24 protein-coding genes and 1 pseudogene are annotated in these 24,299 nt (G+C 57.7%); 14 read left to right on the top strand and 11 right to left on the bottom strand.

Annotated features, from left to right (window positions below):
• The first annotated feature begins 52 nt into the window (after nucleotides 1–52).
• Nucleotides 53–829: an AraC family transcriptional regulator gene (locus ACNAZS_RS10340; protein ID WP_415788947.1), complete on the top strand. Its 777-nt coding sequence runs from the start codon at nucleotides 53–55 to the stop codon at nucleotides 827–829.
• 50 nt (nucleotides 830–879) lie between these two features.
• Here ACNAZS_RS10340 and ACNAZS_RS10335 read toward each other — a convergent pair whose 3' ends face one another.
• From ACNAZS_RS10335 to ACNAZS_RS10320, 4 genes and pseudogenes are all read right to left on the bottom strand, one after another.
• Entirely contained in the window at nucleotides 880–2,253 is a 1,374-nt protein-coding gene (locus ACNAZS_RS10335; protein ID WP_415788945.1) for an FAD-dependent oxidoreductase, read from the bottom strand.
• A gap of 50 nt (nucleotides 2,254–2,303) precedes the next feature.
• A complete protein-coding gene (locus tag ACNAZS_RS10330) occupies nucleotides 2,304–3,590 on the bottom strand; it encodes an MFS transporter (RefSeq protein WP_415788943.1) in 1,287 nt (428 codons plus the stop codon).
• A gap of 72 nt (nucleotides 3,591–3,662) precedes the next feature.
• Nucleotides 3,663–4,395, bottom strand: a pseudogene (locus ACNAZS_RS10325) (dihydroxy-acid dehydratase); the annotation flags it as partial.
• A 1-nt stretch (nucleotide 4,396) separates the two neighbouring features.
• On the bottom strand, nucleotides 4,397–5,285 hold an 889-nt coding region (locus ACNAZS_RS10320; RefSeq protein WP_415789628.1), incomplete at its 3' end, for a dihydroxy-acid dehydratase domain-containing protein.
• 315 nt (nucleotides 5,286–5,600) lie between these two features.
• Here ACNAZS_RS10320 and ACNAZS_RS10315 point away from each other — a divergent pair.
• Together ACNAZS_RS10315 and ACNAZS_RS10310 are read left to right on the top strand one after the other, a co-directional pair.
• Nucleotides 5,601–6,308 carry a FadR/GntR family transcriptional regulator gene (locus ACNAZS_RS10315; protein ID WP_415788941.1) on the top strand — a complete coding sequence of 236 codons (708 nt, stop codon included), beginning with the start codon at nucleotides 5,601–5,603 and terminating at the stop codon, nucleotides 6,306–6,308.
• Nucleotides 6,309–6,522: 214 nt separating this feature from the next.
• Complete coding sequence (locus ACNAZS_RS10310) at nucleotides 6,523–7,365, top strand: alpha/beta fold hydrolase (protein WP_415788939.1); 843 nt, start codon at nucleotides 6,523–6,525, stop codon at nucleotides 7,363–7,365.
• Here the strand turns inward: ACNAZS_RS10310 and ACNAZS_RS10305 are convergent.
• A complete protein-coding gene (locus ACNAZS_RS10305; RefSeq protein ID WP_415788937.1) occupies nucleotides 7,342–8,304 on the bottom strand; it encodes a LysR family transcriptional regulator in 963 nt (320 codons plus the stop codon). The genes ACNAZS_RS10310 and ACNAZS_RS10305 overlap by 24 nt on opposite strands.
• Before the next feature lie 147 nt (nucleotides 8,305–8,451).
• Between ACNAZS_RS10305 and ACNAZS_RS10300 the strand changes: the two genes are divergently transcribed.
• Genes ACNAZS_RS10300 through ACNAZS_RS10280 form a run of 5 tightly spaced genes read left to right on the top strand, consistent with a single transcriptional unit; the run spans nucleotide 8,452 to nucleotide 13,204 of the window.
• Nucleotides 8,452–9,810, top strand: coding sequence for an acyclic terpene utilization AtuA family protein (locus ACNAZS_RS10300; protein ID WP_415788935.1), 1,359 nt, complete (start codon nucleotides 8,452–8,454; stop codon nucleotides 9,808–9,810).
• A 2-nt stretch (nucleotides 9,811–9,812) separates the two neighbouring features.
• Nucleotides 9,813–10,139 carry an AtuA-related protein gene (locus ACNAZS_RS10295; protein WP_415788933.1) on the top strand — a complete coding sequence of 109 codons (327 nt, stop codon included), beginning with the start codon at nucleotides 9,813–9,815 and terminating at the stop codon, nucleotides 10,137–10,139.
• Nucleotides 10,140–10,148: 9 nt separating this feature from the next.
• Nucleotides 10,149–11,066, top strand: a complete 918-nt coding sequence (locus ACNAZS_RS10290) for an SMP-30/gluconolactonase/LRE family protein (protein ID WP_415788931.1) — start codon at nucleotides 10,149–10,151, stop codon at nucleotides 11,064–11,066.
• Between the two features lie 28 nt (nucleotides 11,067–11,094).
• Nucleotides 11,095–12,066, top strand: coding sequence for a Bug family tripartite tricarboxylate transporter substrate binding protein (locus ACNAZS_RS10285; RefSeq protein ID WP_415788929.1), 972 nt, complete (start codon nucleotides 11,095–11,097; stop codon nucleotides 12,064–12,066).
• A 7-nt stretch (nucleotides 12,067–12,073) separates the two neighbouring features.
• On the top strand, nucleotides 12,074–13,204 hold the full coding sequence (locus tag ACNAZS_RS10280; protein WP_415788927.1) for an SDR family oxidoreductase: 1,131 nt from the start codon (nucleotides 12,074–12,076) through the stop codon (nucleotides 13,202–13,204).
• A gap of 117 nt (nucleotides 13,205–13,321) precedes the next feature.
• Here ACNAZS_RS10280 and ACNAZS_RS10275 read toward each other — a convergent pair whose 3' ends face one another.
• Nucleotides 13,322–13,798 (bottom strand): hypothetical protein, encoded by a 477-nt coding sequence (locus tag ACNAZS_RS10275; RefSeq protein ID WP_415788925.1) that lies wholly within the window; start codon nucleotides 13,796–13,798, stop codon nucleotides 13,322–13,324.
• Between the two features lie 97 nt (nucleotides 13,799–13,895).
• On the opposite strand from ACNAZS_RS10275, the gene ACNAZS_RS10270 reads away from it, so the two are divergent.
• A complete protein-coding gene (locus ACNAZS_RS10270; RefSeq protein ID WP_415788922.1) occupies nucleotides 13,896–14,189 on the top strand; it encodes a YciI family protein in 294 nt (97 codons plus the stop codon).
• Nucleotides 14,190–14,297: 108 nt separating this feature from the next.
• Here ACNAZS_RS10270 and ACNAZS_RS10265 read toward each other — a convergent pair whose 3' ends face one another.
• Nucleotides 14,298–15,203 carry an aldo/keto reductase family oxidoreductase gene (locus tag ACNAZS_RS10265; RefSeq protein ID WP_415788920.1) on the bottom strand — a complete coding sequence of 302 codons (906 nt, stop codon included), beginning with the start codon at nucleotides 15,201–15,203 and terminating at the stop codon, nucleotides 14,298–14,300.
• Between the two features lie 136 nt (nucleotides 15,204–15,339).
• On the opposite strand from ACNAZS_RS10265, the gene ACNAZS_RS10260 reads away from it, so the two are divergent.
• Nucleotides 15,340–16,302: a LysR family transcriptional regulator gene (locus ACNAZS_RS10260; RefSeq protein WP_415788918.1), complete on the top strand. Its 963-nt coding sequence runs from the start codon at nucleotides 15,340–15,342 to the stop codon at nucleotides 16,300–16,302.
• A gap of 66 nt (nucleotides 16,303–16,368) precedes the next feature.
• On the opposite strand, the gene ACNAZS_RS10255 is transcribed toward ACNAZS_RS10260, so the two are convergent.
• Together ACNAZS_RS10255 and ACNAZS_RS10250 are read right to left on the bottom strand one after the other, a co-directional pair.
• Complete coding sequence (locus tag ACNAZS_RS10255) at nucleotides 16,369–17,337, bottom strand: Bug family tripartite tricarboxylate transporter substrate binding protein (RefSeq protein ID WP_415788916.1); 969 nt, start codon at nucleotides 17,335–17,337, stop codon at nucleotides 16,369–16,371.
• Nucleotides 17,338–17,390: 53 nt separating this feature from the next.
• Nucleotides 17,391–18,254, bottom strand: a complete 864-nt coding sequence (locus ACNAZS_RS10250; protein WP_415788914.1) for a TauD/TfdA dioxygenase family protein — start codon at nucleotides 18,252–18,254, stop codon at nucleotides 17,391–17,393.
• 88 nt (nucleotides 18,255–18,342) lie between these two features.
• Here ACNAZS_RS10250 and ACNAZS_RS10245 point away from each other — a divergent pair, with 88 nt between their 5' ends.
• Entirely contained in the window at nucleotides 18,343–19,176 is an 834-nt protein-coding gene (locus ACNAZS_RS10245; protein ID WP_415788912.1) for an IclR family transcriptional regulator, read from the top strand.
• Between the two features lie 7 nt (nucleotides 19,177–19,183).
• Nucleotides 19,184–20,005, top strand: a complete 822-nt coding sequence (locus tag ACNAZS_RS10240) for an arylamine N-acetyltransferase family protein (protein WP_415788910.1) — start codon at nucleotides 19,184–19,186, stop codon at nucleotides 20,003–20,005.
• A 69-nt stretch (nucleotides 20,006–20,074) separates the two neighbouring features.
• Here ACNAZS_RS10240 and ACNAZS_RS10235 read toward each other — a convergent pair whose 3' ends face one another.
• Nucleotides 20,075–21,028, bottom strand: a complete 954-nt coding sequence (locus tag ACNAZS_RS10235) for a LysR family transcriptional regulator (protein ID WP_415788908.1) — start codon at nucleotides 21,026–21,028, stop codon at nucleotides 20,075–20,077.
• A 175-nt stretch (nucleotides 21,029–21,203) separates the two neighbouring features.
• Between ACNAZS_RS10235 and ACNAZS_RS10230 the strand changes: the two genes are divergently transcribed.
• Nucleotides 21,204–22,865, top strand: a complete 1,662-nt coding sequence (locus ACNAZS_RS10230; protein ID WP_415789626.1) for a GMC family oxidoreductase — start codon at nucleotides 21,204–21,206, stop codon at nucleotides 22,863–22,865.
• A 41-nt stretch (nucleotides 22,866–22,906) separates the two neighbouring features.
• Here the strand turns inward: ACNAZS_RS10230 and ACNAZS_RS10225 are convergent, their stop codons facing one another.
• The gene (locus ACNAZS_RS10225; protein ID WP_415788906.1) at nucleotides 22,907–23,899 is read right to left on the bottom strand and encodes a Bug family tripartite tricarboxylate transporter substrate binding protein; all 993 of its coding nucleotides are present in this window, start codon (nucleotides 23,897–23,899) and stop codon (nucleotides 22,907–22,909) included.
• Nucleotides 23,900–24,036: 137 nt separating this feature from the next.
• Between ACNAZS_RS10225 and ACNAZS_RS10220 the strand changes: the two genes are divergently transcribed.
• Nucleotides 24,037–24,299 (top strand): helix-turn-helix domain-containing protein (locus ACNAZS_RS10220; protein ID WP_415788904.1); only part of this gene is annotated, 263 nt, incomplete at its 3' end.

Genomic DNA, 24,299 nt, shown 5'->3' with positions numbered 1-24,299 from the left:
TGTGTGTCCTTCCTGTGCTGTGTCGGCCATTCACCGTCTAGAATTGGACAACATGGAATTCGTCATCATGCCTCCGCTGAACGTCGCGAAAGGCGCTCGCACTATCTCCGTCGTCGTCAGGACTCTGCCGGCGCGCGCATTGGTGCCTCGTCATGCCCACGATCACGCCCGCCTGATCTATGCTGTACAAGGTGTAATGTCGGTCTCTACCGCACAGGGGAGCTGGGTTGTGCCACCAGAGCGCGCGATCTGGGTGCCGCCTCATACTGACCATGAGATCCGCTCGTATGGTGCCGAGGTCATGATGCGCAGTCTGGATCTGGCTCCGCGCGGTTTCCCGCGTCTGCAGAAGTCGAGCTGTTGCGTCGTGGGGGTGTCGCGACTGATGCGCGAGCTGGTCCTGCGGCATGCGGAACTGGCGGGCCAGCCGCCTTCGCTCGCGCTGCGCCTGATCCGCGAATTGATGGCGCTGGAATTGCGTCAACTACCTGTGTCGGCGCTGCACCTGCCCATGCCCCGCGATGCTCGCCTGCGGGAGGTGTGCGAACGTATCGTGCGCAATCCGGGGGACCGATTGACTCTGGATGACTGGGGGCGGCGAGTAGGCGCGAGCTCGCGTACCCTGGCCAGACACTTCGTTGCCGAGACGGGAATGAATTTCCAGCGCTGGCGCCAGCAAGCCAGGTTGATGGAGGCTCTGACGAGGCTGGCATCGGGGCAAAGCGTCACTGCGGTGGCGATGGACTTGGGCTATGACAGTCCCAGCGCCTTTACTGCTATGTTTCGGCGCACCCTTGGTTGTCCACCACGCAGCTATTTCGTCAACTGAGTGTTCGCCGTCGCATGTCGTTTGATGAAAGCGCTTGGCCTCACAGCACCTTACAGCGCACTCCCCAATGCCTGCATCGTTGTGCGTACTTCCTGGCCCGGGATGTCGCGCAAGCGTCGGCCGGTATCGATCGACAACACGGCTGCGACGGCGGCTGCCTGACCGTACTCGAAGCATTGGGCGGTAACCCGCGCCGAGGCGAGTGCTTCGTGTTCGGCGCTCAGGCAGCGGCCGGCGACAATCAGATTCTCGCCTTGTTCAGGGACCAGGGCCAGATAGGGCACCTCGTAGTAGTCATCCAGCAACCAGTGCAGCTTGGGTTTTTCACCCGCATGTAGCTCGATCGGCCACGGTACTCTGCAGATGCCGTCATCGCGCTTGCGGCAGGACAGCACGTCGTCGTTGGTCAGCGTCTCGACACCCACGATGCTGCGGGTCTGGCGCACACCGACCTGCGTGCCGGTATCCACCACGTAGCTGGCTTCGCAGCCGGGGATGTTGTGCGCGAGGAAGGCCGCATACTCACGCACCTGGCGGCGTCCGGCGATCTCGGCTTCGGTGAAGTCTTCTGGATCGATGACGTTAAGCATATGGCCGTCACGGGCCGTCAGTCGGGTCGCGTTGACCAGCAATTCGCTGGGTCGGGTGGTTGGGAATATCCAGATTTTCTTGCGAGGCAAATCGTAGTGCCTGTCGGCATCGGCCTGCTGAATCGCCTCGCTGACCTTGGGCGGGTTGATGGTGTCCTCGCCCCAGTAGGCCAGAAATCGCGGCATGTCGATCTGGCCGAGCCTGAAGAACATAGTCGGATTCTGGATCTTTCCGTGATCGCCGAAGACATACCCGTAGCCGGCGCGCGCGATGACGGCAGCATCGCCCGAAGCGTCGATGATGCGCTTGGCTAGGATGACGGAACGTCCTGCGGCCGATTCGACGATCACGCCGGTGCACGCGTCGTTTTCCACGATGACGCCGGTCACGCTGGTATGGAAGAGTGTTTTGGCTCCCGCATTCTCGACGAGTTGATCCGCCGTCTCACTCCACATGAGTGGATCGTGCGTAACCGTCCAAGTCTTGCCGTAGCGCTGCGGTGTCGTGACACCATTGCGGCGGGCCAGCTCGGTTCGAAAGCGTTCGGTGAATCCTTGCACGACTTGGCGGGGTTCTGTGTGGACATCGCTTGCCAGATACATGCCGCAGATCGTCCCCGACATGCCGGCCACGGCCGCGCCGCCAAAAAAACCGTAGCGTTCTATCACCATGGTCCGCTTGCCGTGTTCGGCCGCCGTCGTCGCCGCAGCTACGCCGGCGGCGCCACCGCCCACCACCAGCACATCGACCTCCGCCAGAACGGGCAGGTCGGGTACGGCGTCGTAGCGGCTTTCGAGATGCCAGGCCGGGAAATCAGTGTTGTTGCTGTTCATGGTGTCTCCTTGATTGGCGCGAGCCGCCGTTGACGGCGGTCGCCCCTACGTCAATCGATGTCTTTGTGCACGGTTTCAGGCCCCAGTGCGAGCGCAATCATGGACAGGATACCCATGGCGCCCATGTACACGACGATGGGCCACCAATGCTGATAATAGGTGTAGAGCGCCGTCGCGATAAAGGGTGCCAGACCGCCCGCCAGCAGCGACCCGAGTTCTCGCGAGAAGGCGAAGCCTGCGAGACGGAACTCGGTGTCGAAGAGCTCCGCGTACCAGGCCGCCTGCGGCGAGAGCATCGCGGGGTAGGCGATACCCAGGCCGACCACGAAGCCCAGAACCACGGCCCAGAAGGCCTGCACGTCTAGCAGCATGAAAAAGGGCGCCAGCCATAGTACCGAGAGAATGATGCCGCCCAAGTAGACTTTCTTGCGACCGATGCGATCGGACAGTGCGCCGTAGAACGGAATCGTCACCAATTGGATGGCCGATGCAATGATCACAGCCCACAATGCCATCGATTTTTCCATCTTGAGCGTTGTCACCATGTACGACACGCAAAATACCGGGTAGAGGTAGGCAAAGCCGTTCTCGCCCATACGCGAGCCGATGACGATGAAGAAGCTGCGCGGATGATGCTTGATGGCCGAGAACAGACCGATCTTCTTTGTCTGTAGCGACTGCTGGGCTTTCTCGAAGGCCGGCGGCTCCTCGATGTTGCGCCGGATAAGGTAGCCGACTAGTACGCAGACAGCGCCGAGCAGAAAGGGAATGCGCCATCCCCAGGCCATGAACTGCTCTTCGCTCAGCACGCTCAGGAAGAAGAAGAACACCGCGTTGGCCAGCAGCGTGGCGGCGGCAAAGCCTAGCGGCGCCCAGGCACCAGCCGCGCCACGCTTGCCTTTTTGTGCGTGCTCGACCGACAACACTACGGCCCCTGCGTATTCGCCACCCGCGCCAAAACCCTGGATCAAACGCATTAGCACCAGCAATGCCGGCGCCCATAAACCGATGCTGTCATAGCCCGGCAGCAGGCCGATGGCGGTGGTTGCGCCACCCATCAGGAATAGCGTCAGTACCAGTACCGTCTTTCTGCCGACCTTGTCGCCCAGATAGCCGAGAAAGAGCCCGCCCAGGGGACGGGCGAGAAATCCCACCGCATAGGTGGCAAAAGCGGCCAGGGTGCCGACCAGCGGGTCACTGTTCGGAAAGAAAACCTTGTTCAGTACGATGGCCGCCGCGGTGCCATAGATGATGAAGTCATACCATTCCAGAACGGTGCCGATAAATGCTGCGAGACCCGCTTTCCTGGATTTCTGTGCCTCTGTTTGCGTAGACATGATGGGTTGTCTCAGTGTGTCGTTGTTATGGTTTGGCCGGCGCGGATGCCCAGGCAAGGGCACCCGCACGGGTCAAGAGATGTGCGCATGCACCTTGCGTTTGCCCAGCACCGCGCCCTGCTCGATGGGCTGCACCAGTTGGGCATACTGCAGGAGATAAGTACTGCTGCCGCCGCCCAGTTCGAGTTCGCGGGGACGCCATTCACCCAGGCGGCGGGCGATCTCATCCTGTGGGACATCCATGTCGATCTTGCGGTTGACGAAGTCGATATGGATAGTCTCGCCCTGCCTGACCACGGCAAGCGGGCCGCCGGCTGCTGATTCCGGCATCAACTGGCCGACAATGATGCCCCGGTTCAAGCCGGACAATTCACCGTCAGTGACGACAGCCACGTGCTCGGCGATACCGGCGCCATTGAGGGCTGCCACAAAGCTGCAGGCGAACACCGTGCCTGGTCCGCCGCTGGGGCCCATATTGCGCAGTACGATCACGTCGCCCTTATTGATTTGGCCTTGACCCAGGGCTGCAATGGCTTCGTCCTCGCCTTCGTAGATATTGGCGGGACCGGAAAACTCAGCGCGTTCGCCCGGCACGGCGGACAACTTCACAATGGCGCCGTTGGGCGCCAGGTTGCCGCGCAGAATGCCGACGCCAGGCCGCTGGCTGACCGGGTCGGCCAGAGACCGGATGATCTTGTCGTCTTTAACGCGTGCATCGCGAATGTTCTCGCCCACGGTCTGACGTGTGACGGTCAGTGCGTCCAGATGCAGATGCTCGCGCAACTGACTCATGACGGCTGGCGTGNCGCCGGCCGCTTCCAGGTCTTCGGTGCGGAAGGGGCCGTTGGGACGCACGGCCGTCAGCAGCTTGATGGACTTGCCATAGTCCTCATACAGCTTCACTACGTCCAGCGGTAGCTCGGCTTCGGTGGCGATGGCGGCAATGTGACGTACCGTGTTGACTGAGCCTCCGACGGCCAGCACCATCATGACGGCATTGCGGATCGCTTCTTCGGTAATGATCTTGCGCGCCGAGATTCCGTGGCGCGTCAATTCGACGATCTGGCGGCCGGCGGCTTGTGCGTATTCGTTCAGGCGGCGGCCATTGGCCCAGATGGGTGAGTTGCCGGGCAAGGTCATGCCCATGGCCTCTGCCACGATATGCATGGAGTTCGCAGTGCCCAGGCCGGCGCAGACGCCGGGTGACTGGATCGCCACATCCGTCATATCGGTGAGATCCTTGAGTGTGATCGTGCGGGTCGCCAACGCACCGATTTGCTCGTAGACATCGTCGATGTCGAAGAACTGATCCTCGAACTTCTCGTTGGAGCACTTGCCACCGATCTGATAGCCACAGGTCAAGAGCAGGGAAGGGACGTCCAGGCGCGCCGCCGCCATCAGATGGGCAGGTGTGGTCTTGTCGCAAGAAGACAGGCAGATCATGCCGTCCAGAACCGCGCCTTCCATCATGCATTCCACCTCGTTGACCATCAGGTCGCGGGTTGGCATGAGATAGCGCGCTTTTTTACCGGCGCTGGTGACGAAATCGCTGGGCGCAACGGTGCGCACTTCGAAGGCCAGGCCACCGGCATCGCGGATAGCTTGTTGGACCAGAGCGCTGATGGCATCCAGATGGATATAACAGCACGAGAGCTTGTTTGAAGTATTGATGATGGCGATCTTGGGTTTTTCCATGTCCTCTTCACGGATGCCCATGCTGCGCCACTGGCTGCGCCGGACCGCCCAACGGGTAGATCCGGGTTCAAAATTGCTTCTGTACATCGCTGTTGTCTCCTGGTTTTGCTGTCCGCGCGCAATTCACTGCCCACGGGTAAGTTGACTAAGTGGAATGCTATCTGATCAATAGTGGTCTGACAACTATCCAATTTAACCATATTTACCCTAATTGACCGGCGATAAGAGGCAAGGTATAGAAAGTGGACGGACCATTTTGCCGAAGAATGGTAAAGTTCCGAGTCCCCTATTTCGGATCTTCGGCATCGAGCCCACATGAGCAAGCCCCGTTTTTCAATGCTTCCCATCAAGCGCACAGACATCTTCCAGGAGGTCTGCCAGCAGCTCGAGAATCTGCTTAACAGCGGCCAATTCCAGGTCGGCGACAAGCTGCCCTCCGAACGAGAGCTGTCCGAGAGTTTTTCCGTGAGCCGTTCTTCGATCCGCCAGGCGCTCAAGGTGCTTGAAGCTGCTGGACGTATCGAGACTCGTGTGGGCAGCGGTACCTACTTCGTCGAGAAGCGGGCCGTCGCCACCAGTGGCGATGACTTGAATGCGCTGCTGGGGCAGGGTGTAAACACGGAATTCATGCAGCAACTGATCGCAGCGCGCACAGCAGTCGAACGCGCGGTTTTCGAGGCCTATTCCGTCAAGGCCAACAAAGGCAGCATTCGGGCCCTGAAAGAACTGATTGACGAAAATGCCCAGGACCAAACGGCGAAAGACGAGTTTGAGGAGAACGCCGGCCTGGATCTGAGCTTCGAGGCCAAGGTCGCCGAGTTGGCAGGCAATCCCATCCTTTCTGCCATGCAGCGGCAGATCCATCAGCTATGGACGCAGGCCTGGAGGGTCTACGGTTTTGTACCGGAAAGCCGCGAAACGCTGCACCAGGAGCACTGCGCGATCATCGAGGCGTTGGCATCGAAGAACACGCCACGTGTCATCGATCTGGTGGTCCAGCACGTGGACAAGGAAGTCCAGTAGCGCTTGCCCAAATAAACTCCGTATTCAGCAGTACCCAAAATCGAGCCCGCGATCCTCTATCGAGACGCGGGTTTTTGTTGTTAGTATGGGCTGAGATTTATCGCCGCTAGTCGCGCGTTGCTTGTCGGGCAGCAGGTATCGTGGCCATTACCTGCGTTGCAGCGATAGCAGTTGCAAAGGCCAAACCTCGTAAATCCTCTATAGGAGGTAGCAAATGAGCAGCGAATTCATCAAGACCAAGGATGGCGCCGAGATTTTCTACAAGGACTGGGGCCCCAAGGAGGCTCAACCAATCGTGTTTCATCACGGTTGGCCTCTTTCATCGGATGACTGGGATACCCAGATGTTGTTCTTCCTGGCGAACGGCTACCGTGTCGTTGCGCACGACCGGCGCGGCCATGGCCGTTCCTCGCAGATCGCCACCGGCCATGACATGGATCACTATGCCGCCGATGCCTCGGCAGTGGCCGAATTTCTCGATTTGAAGAACGCTGTCCACATTGGCCATTCCACCGGTGGTGGCCAGGTGGCCCGTTATGTCGCGCAGTATGGCCAACCGCAGGGGCGTGTCGCCAAGGCCGTGCTGGTCAGCGCGGTTCCCCCTCTGATGGTAAAGACGGAAAATAATCCGGAGGGGACACCGATCTCGGTTTTCGACGGCTTTCGTTCTGCGCTCGCGGCCAATCGTGCTGAATTCTTCAGCGCGGTTGCCTCGGGCCCGTTTTATGGCTTTAACCGGCCGGACGCCAAGGTCTCGCAAGCGGTCATCGACAATTGGTGGCGCCAGGGAATGATGGGCAGTGCGCTTGCCCATTACGAAGGGATCAAGGCTTTTTCTGAAACAGATCAGACTGAGGACCTCAAGGCCATCACCGTTCCGACCCTGATCATGCAAGGCGACGACGATCAGGTCGTACCTTATGCCAACGCCGCATTGAAACAGATCGAGCTGGTGCAAAATGGGACGCTGAAGATCTACAAGGGCTATTCGCACGGCATGCTGACCGTCAACGCCGATACCATCAACCCCGACCTACTGGCCTTTGTGCGGGCGTAGATGTCGCATAGGGATTGGGGCGCTTTCCTTTGGAAGCTCGGCAATGACCTGCTGCAACATAGCAATAAACTGCAGTGCCGCTGCTGACAAAGAGCGCCGTTTTTTCACCAGGATTCCGATTTCCCGCGTAGCGCTAGGTGAATGCAACGCCACGCTTCCTAGTCGTGTCGTATCCATTAGCCTCAGCGCCAGTTCTGGTACGGCGGCCACCCCAATTCCCTCTGCCACCATGGCGCCGACGACTGAGATGTTGTCGGCCACGTAGTGCGCATCGGGCAGTCGACCTGAAGCTGCCAGTATTCGATCCGTAACGTGTCGAATGCTACTGGCCGGCCCGCTTGCGATGAAGGGCCGCGTGGCGAATACGCTCCAATCTACTTTCCGCTTTTTCGCCAGCGGATCATCGGCTGGGCAAATCAATACAAAGTTTTCTTGTAGCAGAGCGGTGAACCCCACATCAGCCGGCTGATCTGCTATTTCGATCGAAATACCGAGATCCGCTTTACCCTCGGCCACCGCCTGAGTGACTTGGCGTGCAGAAGCGGCCTGGATGACCAAGCGCACTTGAGGGTGTGATTGCTGGAGTGCCCGGGCCGCGGTGGGCAGGACGGCGGCCGCCACGGATGGCAGCGCCCAAATGTTCACATTACCGCGCCGACCGGCAATGAATTCGGACAGATCGCTGAGCGAATCTCGAAACTCTGAGAGCATGCGCTGCGCGATAGGCGTCAACTCGGCACCGGCATCGGTCAGTGCCACGCTATGTTTGTCGCGATCGAAGAGCTTGGCGTTTAGCTTTTGCTCGGCTGCCAGAACCCGCCTGCTAAGTGCCGGTTGCGATATGTGAGCCCGTTCGGCCGCCATGCGAAAGTTAAGCGTTTCGGCGACGAGCAGCACGGCCTCCAGTTCGTAGATCGTCAATGTTAGTCGCGTGCTCATGATGGTGATGCAAAAAAGTGATTACCGAGATTTAAATATATCATTTTGAGTATTACTGGACGACATTCATACTCCGAATTGGATTCCCATTTGGGCGAGGTGGTCGACGCGTCGTCGATGGGACACACGAGCACATGGCGGACAAGTATGAATAACGAGGGTATGCGACTGCGTGTCGGCGTGGGGGCAGGAATGGCTGATGATCGTATCGGCCCGGCGTTGCAGTTGCTGGAGCACGCTGAACTGGATTACCTGGTTTGCGAATGCCTGGCAGAACGCACGATTGCGCGAGAGGCTCTTACACGCCGGCATGATAGTGCCCGAGGCTACAACCCAATGCTAGATGAGCGTATGCGGGCCTTTCTGCCATTGTGTCAACAAAATGGGGTGCGCTTGGTGTCCAACATGGGCGCCGCGAATCCGATTGGTGCCGCGCAGGCTGCTCTGAACATCGGCCGGGAATTAGGATGGCAAGCGCTTCAATGCGCTGCTGTAGTCGGTGACGACGTGATCGACCGCGTGCGCTTGCATCCTGAGTTATTGTTGATGGATCGTGGCTTGCCTTTGGAAGAAGTCTTGCCTCGTCTGGCTTCGGCCAACGCTTACTTGGGTGCCGATGTCGTCCGCGATGCGCTGGCCACGGGTGCGCATGTCGTGATGACGGGGCGCGTAGCAGATCCATCCTTGTTTTTGGGCGTGGCGCTACACCATCACGGGTGGGCCTATGACGATCTGCCGCGCCTTGCCGCCGGCACGATAATGGGGCACTTGCTGGAGTGCTCTGCCCAGGTCACGGGTGGCTATTTTGCCGATCCCGGCAAGAAAGATGTACCGCGTCTGGCGGAATTACCTTATCCCTATGCGGACCTTTACGGTGATGGCGGGCTGATCATTGGCAAGCCGGAAGGCTCAGGCGGCAGGTTGGATCGCATGACGTGCTCTGAGCAGGCCATGTACGAAATTCATGATCCCAGCGCCTATATCACCCCTGATTGTGTCCTGTCGCTGCAGGGCCTGCATTTTGAAGAGCTGACGCCAGACCGCGTGGCGGTACGCGGTATCAGCGCTCGTTCACGCACCGATAGCTACAAGGTGGTGGTCGGGTACCTGGATGGCTGGATCGGCACAGGCGAGGTTGCCTATGCTGGCATCAACGCTGTCGCTCGTGCCCAGTTGGCAGCCGAGACAGTGAAAGAGCGCTTTCGCTTAGATGGCGGCCAGGCCAGCGAGTTTCAGGTCGACTTGATAGGCATCAGCAGCCTGCACGGGGAACACTCGGCCGCCATGGTGAGCGATCCCTACGAGGTGCGCTTGCGCGTCGCTGCGCGATGCGCAGACAAGAAAAGCGCTCATTTGCTGGGCGACCATGTCCGACAGTTGAATATGCAAGGACCTTATGGTGCGGGCGGACCCGTCAACGTAGGCACCAAGGAGATCATCGCCGTGGACGCAGTACTCATTCCCCGCGACTGGGTCCACCCCGAAGTGATGACGGTAGGAGCATAGCGATGGGAACTTTGGTCTATGACCTTGCGCATGCGCGCGCTGGCGATAAGGGCAACACGTCCAGCATAGCCGTTATTGCGTATGACGATGCGGGCTGGCGAACGCTGTGTCGCGAGTTGACCGCGGAACGCGTTGAGCAGGCATTTTCACACCTGGGCGCGGGGTCGGTTCGGCGCTACGAGGTCGAGAGTTTAAAGGCCCTGAACTTTGTCATTCCCAATGTTCTGGCGGGCGGCGTGACGCGTTCGCTGCGCCTGGATCCCCATGGTAAATCGCTAAGCGCGCTGTTGTTGGGCATAGAGTTGCCGGACAACCCGTTGACATCTTGAGAGGCCGATATGTATCCCCCCGCGGAACTATTGCAAACCGAAATTTTTGCCAAGCTGCCTGAATCCCTGTATCTAACCGATCAGCCTTCCTCTTGGCTCGCTGCGCGCCACACGAAGATGCATTCATTTCTGGAGGGTCCGGCTTTTGATCGCGCGGGTAACCTGTGGTGCGTGGATCTGGCGCATGGCCGCATCCTGCGGGTCGATCCGAAAGGCAATTTCGAAGTCATTGTCAGCTACGCTGGCGAGCCTAATGGCCTGAAAATTCATCAGGATGGCCGAATTTTTGTAGCGGATCATCTTCATGGTTTGATGCTGGTTGATCCACAGGCGAAGACGATACATCCCTATCTGCAGCATGTGCAGCGCGAAGGGCTGCGGGGCTTGAATGATTTGCTCTTTGCATCGAATGGCGACCTGTATTTCACCGACCAGGGTGAGAGCGCGCTGAATAATCCCACCGGCCGTGTATTCCGACTGCGTAGCGATGGGCACGCTGTGGACTTGTTGATGGATGGGCTCGCCGGGCCCAACGGCCTCGTGCTGAACAAAGCAGAGAACGTGCTGTACGTAGCCATTACCCATGACAACGCTATTTATGCTTTGAGATTGGAACCTGACGGCTCCATGAAAAAGGCGAGTCGCTTTATTCAGTTGTCCGGCAGCACGGCGGGGCCGGACGGTCTGGCGCTGGACGAAGCCGGCAACTTGGCGGTTGTGCATGCCCAGGCCGGTACCGTTTGGTTGTTCAGTCCGCTGGGCGAGCCGCTACACCGCATACGCTCGTGTGCGGGCATGCGCACCACTAACGTTGCTTTTGGTGGGAAAGACGGACGCGATCTCTACATCACCGAAGCCGAACAGGGCGTCATCCTTCGAGCACGTCTGCCTCATCCCGGCAGACCGATGTATTCCCACATCAACTAACTACAACATACCTCTCAGGAGACACATCATGATTCTGCATCGATTGATTGCTGGCCTTGCGCTGGGCTTGGTCGCCATGACCGCGGCCCAAGCAGCATCTAACTGGCCTTCACGCCCAATCCGTCTTATTGCGACCTATGGTCCGGGTAGCTCCATTGACATTATTGCGCGCCTGATAGCCAAGCCCTTGTCTGAGCAATTGGGCCAGTCCGTCGTCGTGGAGAACAAACCGGGTGCAGGTGGGGATCTCGGCACCGACTTTGTCGCCAAAGCCGATAAGGATGGCTACACCATTGGCTTTGCTTCGGCCGGACCCATCACCGTGAATCCGAATGCTCGCGCCAAGATGCCTTACGACGCTATGAAAGACCTGGCACCGGTTGCGATGGTTGCTACGGGTCCCAATGTCTTACTGGTCAACCCTTCGCTGCCAGTGAATAATTTGCAAGAGCTGATCGCCTATATCAAGGCCAATCCGGATAAGGTGAGCTTTGCGTCGGCTGGCATGGGGACCAGCGGCCACATCGCCGGGGAAATGTTCCAGCATTTGTCGAAAACCACAATCCTGCATGTACCGTACAAAGGCAATAGCGAAGCCATTACCGATACGCTGGGTGGCCGCACTTCTATGGTGATCAGCGGCGTGCCTCCCATTCTGTCCTTCGTGAAATCCGGTCAACTGCGTGCGATCGCCGTGGCTGACGTCAAGCGTTCCCCCTTGCTGCCTAACGTGCCAACGGTCGCCGAGGCTGGCTTGCCGGGCGCGGAAAGTGTTGCCTGGTATGGCATCGTCGCGCCGGCGGGGACACCTCCCGAAATCTTGGACCGCTTGCATGACGAGATAAACAAGGCGGTTAACACCCCTGAGGTCCAAGAAAAATTTTCGAACCTCGGTATTGTCGCGGCTTCGGATTCCCGCGCAGACTTCGGCAAGCGAATGATGGATGAGCATGCTCGCTTCAAAGAGTTGTTCAAACAGATCAACCTTGTGATGGATTGATAGAACCATGTCACGTACCGTACTCGTCACGGGGGCCAGCGGGTTGGTCGGAACCGCCACTGTTGATTCATTCTTGAATGCGGGCTGGGATGTCATTGCGGTGTCGCGGCGGCGCCCCGAGGTCTTTAGCACCAAGGGCTTCACCCACCTGGCGGTGGACTTGCAGGATCCCCAAGCCTGCCGCGAGGCTTTTTCATCGTTGCCCCAGGTAACCCATGTGGTCTATGCCGCAGTCTACGAAAAGCCGACGTTGATATCGGGTTGGCAAGACCCGGAGCAGATGTCCACCAACCTGACGATGATCAAGAATGTAATCGAGCCGTTGTCGCAGGTCGCACATCTGCAGCATGTGACCCTGTTGCAGGGCACTAAGGCCTATGGTGTTCACCTGCATCCCATTCGCACCCCCGCGCGTGAGCGGGAGCCGCGCGATGATCATCCCAATTCATACTGGTTTCAAGAGGACTACCTGCGCGAAAAAGCAGCCAAATCCGGGTTTGGTTGGACGATCTTCCGGCCCACGATCGTGCTTGGCCCCAATGTGGGCGTCGCCATGAATACCATACCTGTCATCGGCATCTACGCGGCGCTATGCCGGGAAGAGGGAACGCCATTCTGTTATCCGGGCCATATTTCATATCCGCGCGAAGCGGTGGATGCTCGCCTGATTGGCAACGCGACCGTTTGGGCTGCAAGCGATGCGAACGTTTGGGGCGAGCATTACAACCTGACCAATGGTGAGGTGTTCAGTTGGAGGGACCTATGGCCAGGCCTGGCTGAGTTTCTCAACGTTGAGCTGGGTCCAGACACACCGTTGTGCCTGGCCGAGTACCTACCTAGCCGAGCCAGTATGTGGGCGAATCTCGTTAAGAAGCACGGATTGAGGCCGATGAGCATGGACCAGTTGCTTGGCCAATCGCATTACTCAGCGGACGCGCGATTTGGATACGGGTTGACTTCGGCTCCACCCCCAGCGTTTGTCAGCACCGTCAAGGTCAAACAGGCGGGCTTCACGCAAGTGCTAGACACCGAGGAGTGCGTGAAGCACTGGCTTCAAGTGTTAGCTGAGAGGAAAATTATCCCGCCGCCTGTCCTCGGTGGGGAGCGTACATCGCATCTTCCGGCCGGAACGGCTTAGCGATCAGGTCACGCCTCAAGAGTAGCCCATGCCGCCGTGCGTCAGGATGGCGCGTTCGCAGGCGCGAAATCCGGCTTCCGCCGCCAACAGTACGCGCTCGGAGTTCATCCCCGCGCTTTAGTATCGGCCCGCGGGCAAGGTGTCGTCGAGGTAAGCGCGCGCATCGGGCTTGGCGGTCAGCATGTGTCGCACCCACGCGTTACGCTCGTGTGCAGTGACCACCAACTCCCAGACGCAGGCCAGCGCCGGTGCACTTACTGGCGTGAAAATGTCCGGCTGCGTCAGCGGCGCGGACAGCATACGCTGGCACACAATGCCGCCTGAGATCCACCAGTCCACCAATAGCCATACGGCTTCCTGACCTACGTGCACGATGCAGAATCCTAGGCCATGGCCGCGCGCATCGGTAGAATGCTCGTCAAGTACGGCATACACAGCGGTGCGTACGGAGGCGACGACGGCATCGGACAGGATAGGGCCCGCCAAGTACGGATCGTGATGGATGCCGTAGATCTTGACCGCATAGCCGGCGTTGCGCCAGGTGTCGATGTGAGCGATGTGGCGGGGAACGTAAGGTTCGGGTTGAGGCGCCATGATGAGGAACACGTGAAAACCGTTGCCCCAGTTTAGCCGCTGCCCGTGCTTGACTGGATTCTTTATCAGGCCAACGACTCTTTGATGAGGTGGCGTAATGTTGTTCGCAGTCCGTTTCTACGACAGACCCGACCGGCTTGATGTGCGCAAACGCTTGTTAAACGCGCATCTTGAATGGCTCCGCGTGCACAGTGAGGTAATTCTTGTCGGTGGCTCTCTACGGCTGGACCCAGAATCTGATGCCATAGGGGCATTGTGGGTCGTTCAATGCGACAGTAAAAGTGTTATTGAAGATTTGCTTCGCACAGATCCATTCTGGTTGCATGGACTGCGGGAAAAATATGAGATTCACTCTTGGCATAAGGCTTTTTCTGAGCAAACCGCCATTTGAAATAAACGACAGTGGCTGTGCGTGACAGGACGGTCCCGGCCTGAAACGGAGCCGCGCAGCCCACCGCCAGCGCGGTCACGACACGCGTACAATCGGGCAGAGATCGCCTCAATAAGCATCCGCTTTCCCGCTGCTCGTGGTTCCAATTTTATTCAGTACCTCCAACGTCTCCTCTGATAGCGCCACCGAGGCGGCTGCGAGATTCTGATGGAGATGGGCGATCGAGGATGTCCCCGGAATCAGCAGCACATTTGGTGATCTCTGCAGTAGCCAAGCCAGCGCGACCTGCATTGGCGTCGCACGAATCTCGGTCGCCACGGCCAATAGTGCATCCGACTGTAGGGGAGAGAAGCCGCCCAGCGGAAAGAACGGCACGTAGGCCACGCCTTCGCGAGCCAGTTGGTCGATCAGCGCATCGTCGTCCCGATGCGCGACGTTGTATTGGTTCTGTACGCAGACGATGTCGCAGATGCGTCGCGCATCGTCGATCTGCTTGGCGGTTACGTTACTCAGGCCGATATGGCGAATCAACCCCTGGTGTTGTAGTTCTGCCAGCGCGATCACTTGCGGTTCTAGAGAGCCTTCCTTTGGCTCATGGACGTCCAGCATGCTGCGCAGGTTGACCACATCCAATCGGTCCAGTCCGAGATTGCGCAAGTTATCGTGAACTTGCTGCGTCAGTTCCGCAGCGGATTGTGCGAACAGCCAAGAGGCATCCTCGCCGCGCCGAGCGCCGACTTTGGTGACGATCGTCAGCTCGTCAGAGTAGGGGTGCAGTGCCTCGTGAATGATCTGGTTAGTGATGTGGGGCCCATAAAAGTCGCTGGTATCGATATGGTTGACGCCCATATTCACCGCCTCGCGCAGTAGTGCGACGGCCGCTGCTCGATCCTTCGGTGGGCCGAAGACGCCAGGGCCCGCGAGTTGCATTGCACCATAACCGATGCGTTTTACGACGCGCGTGCCGAGCCGATACGTACTGGCGAACGCAGAGGGATTGCCGAGATTGCTCATGTAGTCTTTCCTTGAGAATTTGACCGATGGGTCGTCGTTGGAAAGACTGTATGCGCCGCTTGTCTGTACGACAATACTGTATATTTTGTACAGGTCGTACGTAATTTCGTACAGTTGGTTTTCTGCGGAGACAGCATTGCACGAAACAAAGGGAGATGAGGCGCGTGGCATTGCTAATTTGAGTGCTCTGGCAGCTCTTGGCGATCTGGCCGCGTTCTTGGCGGTAGCCCGGGCAGGTGGTTTCCGCGAGGCGTCGAGACAGGCGGGTCTGAGTGCCTCTGGGCTGAGCGACGCTATGCGACGGCTGGAGACCCGGCTCGGCGTGCGCCTGCTCCATCGCACCACCCGCAGTATCGCGTTGACCGAGGCCGGCGCACGGCTGATGGATCGACTTAGCCCGGCGCTTGATGAAGTTGAGGCGGCGTTGGACGTTGTCAACGGATTCCGCGATCATCCGGCCGGCACGCTTAGATTGAATGTACCGGCGAGTGTCGCACGGTTGGTGCTGCCCGCGATCGTTCCGGAATTCATGAAAGCCTATCCAGACATCATGCTGGATGTCGCCGTCGAGGAGTCCTTCGTTGATGTACTGGCCGCCGGTTGTGATGCCGGCATCCGTTACGAGGAGCGGCTTGAGCAAGACATGATTGCCATCCCCATCGGTCCGCGTCGGCAACGGATGGCGACCGCCGCTGCACCCGCCTATTTGGCTGCGCGAGGCGTGCCTCTGCAGCCGAGCGACCTGCTGCAACACGCCTGCCTACGTGGCAGATTCCCTAGCGGATCGATGTCAGCATGGCAGTACGAGCGTGACGGGAAGATCGTCACCATTGAGCCCACTGGTCCGCTGGTGGTCCGTTTGGGCGGCGGCGTAGAGCTGGCGATCGAAGCCGCTGTAGCCGGCTGTGGCGTGATCCATCTCTTCGAGGATTGGCTGCGTCCGCAACTGGACAGCGGGGCACTGGTTCCTATCTTGGAGGAGTGGTGGGGCAGCTTCTCCGGCCCATTTCTTTACTATCCGGGACGCCGCTACCTGCCGGCGCCGCTACGCGCCTTTGTCGAGTTCGTGAAGGCCCGCCAATCAGACATTGAACGTTAATCAGTGTTCGGGAGTCGCGGGGTCTTTCGTTGTCGACGATGAGTATTCAACGCTGATGTTTTTCGTTCATTCAAGCGTGATGCCGCTTTCTTGAACGACACGTTGCCACTTGGCTACCTCGCTTTTTAGAAACTGGTTGAAAATTGTTGGTGGCGATGAGACCACGACCATTCCCAAGTCGGCAAGTGAGGCACTGACTTTCGGGGACTTGAGTACCTCTGCTGAAGCCCTGCTGATGGCCTCTACCGTGTCATGGGGGACTGCAGCCGCGGTGACTAATCCAAACATGCTGCCGACAACGTATCCTTTGACGGTCTCGTTAATGGTGGGGACATCCGGAAAGGCGGGATCACGCTTTGATGACGCCAAGGCGATCACTTTCAGGCGACCTGACTTGACCATGGGTAATGCAGATTGCATGACATCGAACATCAGGTCTACTTGACCACCGATCAGATCGGTTTGAGCGGGACTGCTTCCCTTGTAGGGAACGTGGATGAGCTTGATGCCCGCCATCTTATTAAAAAGCTCGCCCGCCAAATGCGTTGAGGTGCCAGCGCCTGGCGACGCGTACGTCAGCTTGGCAGGATTCTTTTTTGCAATTTGAATGAGCTCTTCTACCGAGTTGAACGGCGCATCAGCGCGCGCGACCAGGACAAGGCTTGACTCTGCAAGTTGTGTGATGCCTTGTAGATCCTTCAGCGTGTCGTATGGCATCGCCTTGCGGACCGACGGATTTATCGTGAACGCACTAATCACGATGCCAATTGTCTGGCCGTCAGGCTTGGCCTTGGCGACGTGGTCGACACCGATGATCGTGCCTGCGCCTGGTTTGTTCTCGACAATCACGGGTTGCTTCCATTGGGCTTGCAAACCGTCAGCCATCTTCCTGGCCAGCGTATCCGTGGGCCCGCCAGGGGGAAAAGGCACGATAAGGTGAACGGGCCCTGGAGGATAGGCCTCGGTACCCCATGCGGGTATGGAGGCCACCAGGGTGCCGACGGCTAATGCCACCGCAATGAGCGCGTTCTTCATTGATGTCTCCTCATGCCGCTTCTGCGGCTTCATTTTTGGTATTTGATGGATTTTTATTCGGCGCGTGTTTCCAGCGTCGTCGTGCGGCGAAGCTCTCTTCTGGCTGATAGATCAAAGGGCCGCCCACGATGGAGCGTGCTCCGGTTATCCCACATCACTAAATCCCCGGGCTTCCAGGCGTGCCGATAGATAAATTGAGGTTGGGTAGCGTGTTCGAGAAGATCCATTAAAAGCAAGCGGCCTTCGGCGATAGACAACTCGACGACGTGACTGGCATGGGAGCCAATGAATAGCAATGATCGGCCACTCGTCGGGTGAACACGCACTAGGGGCCAAGCAACAGCGGGAATGGCCTGCCGTTGTTCTTCGGTGTAATCCGTGTCGCCAAGCAAGAACCTTGAGTGCAGGGCAAAGTGCTGAGCATGAAGCCCTTCCAACTGCCGCTTCTTGACGTCAGGCAGTGCGTCATAGGCAGCGCGCACATCCGCAAATTCGGTTTCTCCACCGTCGCTAGGCAGGACGACGGCGTGGAGCATTGAATAGCGGGCAGGAGGCGTTTGGAAGGAGCTGTCGCTATGCCAGAGTTGATTGGCCAGATTCCCGATAATCTTCCGATGGTTTCTGTCGGCGACCTTTCCAGTTGCGTCAACGTTGGAGATATCCAGAACCGCGGCATGGTTCAGTCTATCTGGTGATTTCGATATTTTTTTGAAACCAAGGTCCAGATTTCCAAAATTCTCGGCAAAACGCAGTTGAGGCTCGGGTGAGAGGTCCTGATCGCGAAATACCAGAACCGCGTAGTGATCCATCGCTTTATCAATGGCTTCCACTTGCTGTTTGTTGAGTGGTTGCGACAGGTCGAGATCGAACACCTCTCCGGCAAATTCGGGCGTGATCGGTGATACCCGTAAACTCATAATGGCCTCCATTTAATGGAATGTAATTTCATTATAATGATTAACTATGCGGCCGCAAGATTTTTCGTAAGTCGGTAAAATTCGCTCAATGGACTTTAATTTCAAAAACGGCGTTGATCGGAAAATGAACGAGGCAACTTCTGTTGAGACTGTGGATGGTGAGGTGACTGCGCTGGCGCGTGGCCTGGCTGTACTGCGATGGGTTGCGGCGAGTGAGTCAGCGCTGACGCTTAAGGAGGTTTCTGAGGGCACATCCATTCCAAAGCCGACTGCTTTGCGTCTAATCAGTACATTGCTGACCTCGGGGTTATTGAGGCGCGTTCCAGGGTCTGAGCGGTACGCGTTGGGTCCCGGTGTCATGGCTTTAAGTCATTCGTACTTGGGGAGATTGGATATTCGAGCCGAGGCGCGACCCCACATGCGCGAATTCGCTGAGGAGTCCGGCGTGACCGCACACCTCGGCACGCGGGACCAGCTCGACATGGTTCTTCTAGAAACCGTCCGCCCAGTGTCGGCAGCACTGGTGATGAGGATTGGCGTGGGGGATCGATTGGGGTTGGCGACATCGGCGTCGGGCCGTGCCTATCTTGCGGCACTGACCGACGATGAACGAGAACCATTGATTCAAATGCTCCGCGTGCAATTTGCGCAGCAATGGCCTGCGATGGCATTGCCGCTTCAACAGGCCATAACTCAGTATCAAACGCTGGGGTACGTGTCCTCGCTCGGAGATTGGCACGAGGACGTCAATGCAATAGCCGTCCCTTTGGTCATGCCCAACGGCGAGATCTATTCAGTAAATTGTGGTGGGCCGGCTTTCAAGCTCGGCCCCGAAATCCTCGCACGCGAAGTTGCACCATCTTTGTTGCGTTGTGTGCGTGCCATTCAAGAGGCCACCGGCGCCACCCTTCCGGGAGCATAGTGTCAGTATGGAAAGAAAAATCGATATTTCGCCCTACCTGGATCTTATTCATTATGACGGCGTACTTGCGCCGTCTTTTGACACGCTTTACCAACTGCACTTCCGACATACGCAGACTATTCCTTTTGAAAATCTGTCACCGTTCACGGCAATGGAGATGCGGCTTGACGTGGCTTCCCTACTGGAAAAGTTCACCGTTCACGGGCGCGGCGGCTATTGTTATGAACACAATATCCTGTTTCAGTACATATTGGAGCAGGTTGGTTTCAAGACGACCGGCTTGGCTGCACGCGTTCGGTTGAACGTACCCGATGACGTTATCGCGCCGCGTACTCACATGCTGCTGTTGGTGGAGGCGGATGGTCAGCAATGGATTGCCGATACCGGTTTCGGCGGCATGACCTTGACGGTACCCATACGCTTTGCCATGGATGAAGTCCAGGATACGCCGCATGGACAGTATCGCTTGACTCGCGACAACGGGGTCTATCGCCTTGAAACAAGAGTTCAAGAGGCGTGGCGGATTCTCTATGCGTTTGATCTGACGCCGAACTATTTGCCAGACTATGAGGTCAGCAACTGGTACGTATCGCGCCATCCCGCTTCACACTTCGTCACCCATCTAGTGGCCGCCCGCGCCGCCAAGGAGGGGCGCCATGTGCTGCATGACACGCTGTATTCTTTTTATCCGCGAGCGGGCGAGATGGAAAAACGAAAGCTCCATTCCATTGACGAAATCAAGGGCCTACTTGAAAACACATTTCATATTGGGATCGCTGAGGTCGTCGGACTGGATGCGCGGTTGGAAGCACTGATAGTCGCGGACTGAACAGCGACGTTGAAAAAGCAAAAGGCACCGTTATCGGTGCCTTTTTAGTACTGCAGATCCGGACACCATTTACAACCCGCCTTGTGCGAGTACAGCTTTCGCTGTTGAATTCCATATCTTGCCAACCGTGTCGAAGGCCGCTGTTATCGCGGGTTCCGTCGCGCGCTCGGCGCGGCACACAAAGCTGAGTTCACATTCAAGCGACACCTGGTCGGCAATCACTAACCCCCGTGTCTGCGACTCGTGGGTGGCTATTGAATCGCGTACCAGCGATAGTCCCATGCCACTGCGTACGAGATCGAGCATCGAAGGCTCTTGATCCACCAGTGCAACACGATGGGGCTCCAGGCCCGTGAGTGAGTCTGGCCCAAATACCCGTCGTTGCAAGCGATGATGGACACTAGACGGTGGGGTGGCGATCCATGGCAGTGTTGCCAGTGTTGCCCAGTCTTTACCTCGGACTTTGTCTTCCCATCCGGCGGGCGCCAGCACGCGATAGACGAAACGCGTCAGCGTTTTACGGATGATTGATTTGCTCGCCAGCGCATCGGGGGGATTGAGGTAAAAGCCGACATCCAGTTCGCCGCGTTCAACACGGGCCAGGACTTCACCACTCACTTCCTGCTGTAGCGTCGTCTCGATCTGGGGGAAGGATTTGGCGAGGCTGAGTAAAAAGGAGCCGATGCGGGTGAATTCGGGATCAAGGATGGTGCCAATCCGTAATTGTTCACGAGCAGTGGTATGTAATGCGGCGACGGCGCTTGAAAACTCGGTCAGGGCGTTGAGCACTTTGTCCGCTAGGGGAAGTAGGGCAGCGCCCTCGGATGTGAGCACCATGCCTTGGTGCGTGCGATGAAACAGTTTGAGGCCAGTGGCCTCGTTCAGGTTCTTGATTTGCAGGCTGATCGCGGGCTGACTTCGATGCAGGCATTGCGCGGCACGGGTGATGTTACCGATGCGCGCCACGGTGGTGAACGTGCGTAGCGCTTGGGGATCAATAGGCAGATGGACGGGGCTCGGCATAGCTCTTATTATTTGTGATACTTATAAAGGTGGCAAGCATTTCTCATTGGATCATGTCGTTTCTTGTCGTCAAACTGAGCGCTTGATCGGAGAGGGGCATTAACACCGTTGATGTGAATCTCTACGACATAATAATTATCTGCGGGTATGACGAGACATGGGAATGAAGAAAAGAATGGCGGACAATGCCTTCGATTACGTCATCATCGGGGCTGGCACAGCGGGTTGCTTGATGGCGAATCGCTTATCGGCTGATGGTCGCAAGAGCGTGCTGCTCATTGAGGCGGGGGGTAAGGATAACTATCACTGGATACATGTCCCCGTCGGTTATCTCTATTGCATAGGTAACCCCCGTACCGATTGGCTCTACAACACGATGCCTGATCCTGGGCTGAACGGCCGGTCGCTGCGCTATCCGCGAGGTAAAACGTTGGGTGGGTGTTCCAGCATTAATGGCATGATCTATATGCGAGGCCAGGAGCGCGATTACAACAGCTGGGCTGACAGTACGGGAGAGGCCGCGTGGTCGTGGGAAAACTGTTTAGCGGATTTCACGCGGCACGAGGATCATTATCGACTCGATGGCAACCGAACCGATCGTGAAAGCAACTCTGATTTTGCGCGCTTTCACGGTAACGGTGGCGAATGGCGGGTGGAAAAGCAGCGGCTTCGCTGGGATATTCTCGATGCCTTTGCGCAGGCTGCTCAGCAGGCGGGGGTTCCTGCCTCCGACGACTTCAATCAGGGGAATAACGAGGGCGTCGGGTATTTTGAAGTGAATCAGAAGGCGGGCTGGCGCTGGAACGCCGCCAAGGCGTTTCTGCGACCGGCGTGCATGGCGCGTGCCAATTTCTCACTCTGGACGCACACGCAGGTTGTGCGCCTGGACTTGGGGCGCGCCAGCGATGGCGGATTGGCTTGCAAGGGTGTCGATGTGATTCGTGCGGGTGCCCGGCAGCATGTCCAGGCACGATGTGAGGTTATCCTCGCCGCGGGTAGCATTGGTACACCGCAATTGATGCAGCTCTCGGGTATCGGCCCAGGTGCATTGCTTCAGCAAAATGGGATTGAGGTGCTACTGGACAAAGCCGGTGTAGGGGCGAATCTGCAAGATCACTTGCAGATTCGGACGGTTTATAAAGTAGACGGCACTCGCACACTGAATCAGATCGCTAGCACCTTGTGGGGAAAAGCGAAGATCGGGCTGGAGTACGCCTGGCGTCGCAGCGGCCCGATGAGTATGGCGCCTTCGCAACTGGGGGCTTTCACGCGCAGCGATCCTTCGAAGCTTTATCCGAATATTGAGTTCCATGTTCAGCCCTTGAGTCTGGACGCTTTCGGGGAGCCTCTGCATACCTTCAATGCTTTTACGGCCAGCGTGTGCAATCTGAATCCCACCAGCCGGGGGACGGTACAGATACAGGGACCGGATCCCGCGCAGGCACCTGCCATCCGGCCCAACTACCTCAGTACCGAAGAGGATCGTAAGGTGGCTGCGGATTCGCTGCGGATTACGCGCAATATCGTTAATCAGCCCGCCTTGGCCGGCTACCAGCCGTTTGAATACAAACCTGGCACGCAATTTCAGACAGACGAAGAGCTTGCCCGGCTTGCCGGTGATATCGCGACGACGATCTTTCATCCCGTCGGGACTGCAAAAATGGGCCGTGCCGATGATCCCATGACCGTCGTTGATCCGCATCTAAAGGTACACGGGGTGTCAGGGTTGAGAGTTGTCGATGCGAGTGTGATGCCGACGATCATCAGCGGTAACACTAATAGCCCCACGCTCATGATCGCAGAGAAGGCGGCAAGCTGGATCCTGAGCGGGCGCTAGAAGGTGGCGACGATGGCGGCCGCAAGCGGCCGCCAGTTTAATCACGACGGCGTAATGCCGGCCGCCTCTACATAGCCTTTCCAGCGTTGTTTGTCGTGCTTGACGAAGGCATCGATTTCCTCTGGCGTGGCAGGCGGATAGGTCAAAAAGCCTTGTTCCGCAAACGTCTTTTTTATTTCGGGTTTGTCGAGCGACCTCTGAAATTCCTTGTTCAATAACGTGACGATGTCGGCAGGAGTTTTGCGCGGGGCGAATACGGCATGCCAAGTGACGACGTCATAGTCGCTATGGATGACGCTGGCGAGCGTAGGGAGTTCTGGCGCCCAAGGCAGTTGCTCGCTGCTGGAGACGGCCAGTGCTACCAGCTTACCTGCTTTGACCATCGGGGCAACGGCAGACCACGCATCGATATGAAAGGTGTTGCGTCCAGCAGCCAGGTCGGCCATTGCCGTCATGTCCTTGTAGGGGACATGGAGGACGCCTGAAGCATCGATTTTCTTGGTGAAGATCGTCCCTGCGATGTGGCTGGATGTGCCGACACCATATGAACTGAAGCTGCAATTTTTTTGGTTCTTGCGTAGATAGTCGACGAACTCCGCAGCCGTCTTGATACCCAGGCCGGCATTGGCGACCAATACCAGCGGCAGCTTGGCAGTGCGCGAGATCGCCGCGAAGTCATTATCGGGATCGAAGGGCAGGGTACGGTAGACGTACGGATTAATGCAGAAAGGCGTTGCGGTGGAATACAGCAGCGTTTTGCCATCGGCAGGAGAAATGGCGACCTGGCGGGTGCCAATGTTGCCTGCCGCCCCGGGCTTGTTCTCGGTGACGAAGTTGCCGCCCAGACGCCCAGATACATCGTTGACAAGCAGACGGGCGACGATGTCAGTGCTGCCGCCGGCGCCATAGGGCACGATGACGTTGACCTGACCTGATGGGTAGGACCCGGACTGCGCCAGCGCAATACGGGGCAAGGCGGAGCCTGCGCACAAGACAGAAAGCGCTTTCAAGGCATTGCGACGTTGTGTGTTCATCCATTGCTCCGTGAAACCGCGGCATTGATACCGGGAAGGAAAGAGGCGCAGCCGTCAGGCTGCAGGATTGGTCTGATTTGAGTCGATGCTTGGATGAATATCCAGTTATTGGATTTGGCGCGGATAGCATCTTGGGCATGCAAACCAAACGCGCCTACCGATTCCGGTTCTATCCCACGCCCGAGCAAGCGACCACGCTGGCTCGCACGTTTGGTTGTGTGCGCGTGGTCTATAACCACATGCTTAATCTTCGCTCGACGGCTTGGGCCCAGCGGCAAGAGCGCCTGGGATATCACGCGAGCTCGGCTGCGCTGACGGCGCTGAAAAAGACGGCGGACCACACCTGGTTGAACGAGGTTAGCAGTGTTCCGCTGCAACAAACGCTGCGCCATTTGCAAAC

This window comes from Bordetella tumulicola (assembly GCF_965138755.1).
Classification (GTDB): domain Bacteria; phylum Pseudomonadota; class Gammaproteobacteria; order Burkholderiales; family Burkholderiaceae_B; genus Bordetella_A; species Bordetella_A tumulicola.
Note: the sequence above shows the minus strand (reverse complement) of the source record. Positions and strands in the feature narration are given on the sequence as shown.

Bases quoted from the DNA above. Each gene is read 5' to 3' on its own strand.
- ACNAZS_RS10340 (WP_415788947.1), top strand. From the start codon at position 53: ATGGAATTCGTCATCATGCCTCCGCTGAACGTCGCGAAAGGCGCTCGC.
- ACNAZS_RS10335 (WP_415788945.1), bottom strand. From the start codon at position 2,253: ATGAACAGCAACAACACTGATTTCCCGGCCTGGCATCTCGAAAGCCGC.
- ACNAZS_RS10330 (WP_415788943.1), bottom strand. From the start codon at position 3,590: ATGTCTACGCAAACAGAGGCACAGAAATCCAGGAAAGCGGGTCTCGCA.
- ACNAZS_RS10315 (WP_415788941.1), top strand. From the start codon at position 5,601: ATGAGCAAGCCCCGTTTTTCAATGCTTCCCATCAAGCGCACAGACATC.
- ACNAZS_RS10310 (WP_415788939.1), top strand. From the start codon at position 6,523: ATGAGCAGCGAATTCATCAAGACCAAGGATGGCGCCGAGATTTTCTAC.
- ACNAZS_RS10305 (WP_415788937.1), bottom strand. From the start codon at position 8,304: ATGAGCACGCGACTAACATTGACGATCTACGAACTGGAGGCCGTGCTG.
- ACNAZS_RS10300 (WP_415788935.1), top strand. From the start codon at position 8,452: ATGAATAACGAGGGTATGCGACTGCGTGTCGGCGTGGGGGCAGGAATG.
- ACNAZS_RS10295 (WP_415788933.1), top strand. From the start codon at position 9,813: ATGGGAACTTTGGTCTATGACCTTGCGCATGCGCGCGCTGGCGATAAG.
- ACNAZS_RS10290 (WP_415788931.1), top strand. From the start codon at position 10,149: ATGTATCCCCCCGCGGAACTATTGCAAACCGAAATTTTTGCCAAGCTG.
- ACNAZS_RS10285 (WP_415788929.1), top strand. From the start codon at position 11,095: ATGATTCTGCATCGATTGATTGCTGGCCTTGCGCTGGGCTTGGTCGCC.
- ACNAZS_RS10280 (WP_415788927.1), top strand. From the start codon at position 12,074: ATGTCACGTACCGTACTCGTCACGGGGGCCAGCGGGTTGGTCGGAACC.
- ACNAZS_RS10275 (WP_415788925.1), bottom strand. From the start codon at position 13,798: ATGGCGCCTCAACCCGAACCTTACGTTCCCCGCCACATCGCTCACATC.
- ACNAZS_RS10270 (WP_415788922.1), top strand. From the start codon at position 13,896: ATGTTGTTCGCAGTCCGTTTCTACGACAGACCCGACCGGCTTGATGTG.
- ACNAZS_RS10265 (WP_415788920.1), bottom strand. From the start codon at position 15,203: ATGAGCAATCTCGGCAATCCCTCTGCGTTCGCCAGTACGTATCGGCTC.
- ACNAZS_RS10255 (WP_415788916.1), bottom strand. From the start codon at position 17,337: ATGAAGAACGCGCTCATTGCGGTGGCATTAGCCGTCGGCACCCTGGTG.
- ACNAZS_RS10250 (WP_415788914.1), bottom strand. From the start codon at position 18,254: ATGAGTTTACGGGTATCACCGATCACGCCCGAATTTGCCGGAGAGGTG.
- ACNAZS_RS10245 (WP_415788912.1), top strand. From the start codon at position 18,343: ATGGACTTTAATTTCAAAAACGGCGTTGATCGGAAAATGAACGAGGCA.
- ACNAZS_RS10240 (WP_415788910.1), top strand. From the start codon at position 19,184: ATGGAAAGAAAAATCGATATTTCGCCCTACCTGGATCTTATTCATTAT.
- ACNAZS_RS10235 (WP_415788908.1), bottom strand. From the start codon at position 21,028: ATGCCGAGCCCCGTCCATCTGCCTATTGATCCCCAAGCGCTACGCACG.
- ACNAZS_RS10230 (WP_415789626.1), top strand. From the start codon at position 21,204: ATGGCGGACAATGCCTTCGATTACGTCATCATCGGGGCTGGCACAGCG.
- ACNAZS_RS10225 (WP_415788906.1), bottom strand. From the start codon at position 23,899: ATGAACACACAACGTCGCAATGCCTTGAAAGCGCTTTCTGTCTTGTGC.